This is a genomic window from Candidatus Nitrosotalea sp. FS, assembly GCF_011319475.1.
Taxonomy (GTDB): Archaea; Thermoproteota; Nitrososphaeria; order Nitrososphaerales; family Nitrosopumilaceae; genus Nitrosotalea.
This window is the reverse complement of record NZ_RCMC01000304.1, coordinates 4,048-4,814: the sequence shown is the minus strand read 5'-3', so window position 1 is coordinate 4,814 and position 767 is coordinate 4,048. Positions and strand designations below refer to the sequence as shown.

Here is a 767-nt window from a genome sequence, read left to right as displayed (position 1 = left end):
AGAAAATACACCAGAATCAGTTCTATTCAAGCTTGAAGATGTATACACTAAACGTAGTGGTCCGTTGCCATTTCCAGGATACTTGATAACTTTAGAGTAAATTCCAGTCAAGCCTGTAGAATATGTTTGTNGTGGTCCGTTGCCATTTCCAGGATACTTGATAACTTTAGAATAGATTCCAGTCAAGCCTGCACTATAGGTAGGCGACTCGCTGTGAGTATTTGGATCATAGTATGTTAGAGGAGTAAATGGGAACATTTGTCCAAGCAATGTATTTTGCCAGAAATTGTTGGTTGGTGTAAACGAATCGTCTTGAAGGAATTTGGTTTGGTCAAGGCCGCCTATCTTTATGAACCACTGTTTCTTGCTCTCGTCTCCTCCGCCTCCAAGTATGTAAAGGTCTTGGCCGTTTGAGGTAAACTTTTGGCCTACGACATAAACTAGAACATAATTTGCACCTGCCTTGTTTAGCATCTTCCATGCCTCATCAGGTGAGCTCAAAAGCATTCTTGCGATATTTGCTATAACGTTTGTATCAATGGTAGCATTGTCAGCAAGTGTCTTTCTTTCTCCCAGGGTCTGGATCCAGTATCCATAGTCCCACCAGGATGCAACTACAGAATCCGTTGGAGTGTTGTTTTTGATCCAGTTCAGTGCATCTGGCCAGTCACTGGTAGAAATGGCAAAATTTGATCCTCCATTAAGAATGGTCGGTGGAGATTTTGTTATAGAAATCCAGTTGGCATTGACAGGATACAAGGCTGGAA

1 pseudogene is annotated in these 767 nt (G+C 41.9%); it reads right to left on the bottom strand.

Features of this window, described 5'->3' with window-relative positions:
• Window positions 1-131 precede the first annotated feature (131 nt).
• Window positions 132-759: pseudogene (locus tag DYY66_RS16770) on the bottom strand (hypothetical protein); the annotation flags it as partial.
• Between the last annotated feature and the right edge of the window lie 8 nt (window positions 760-767).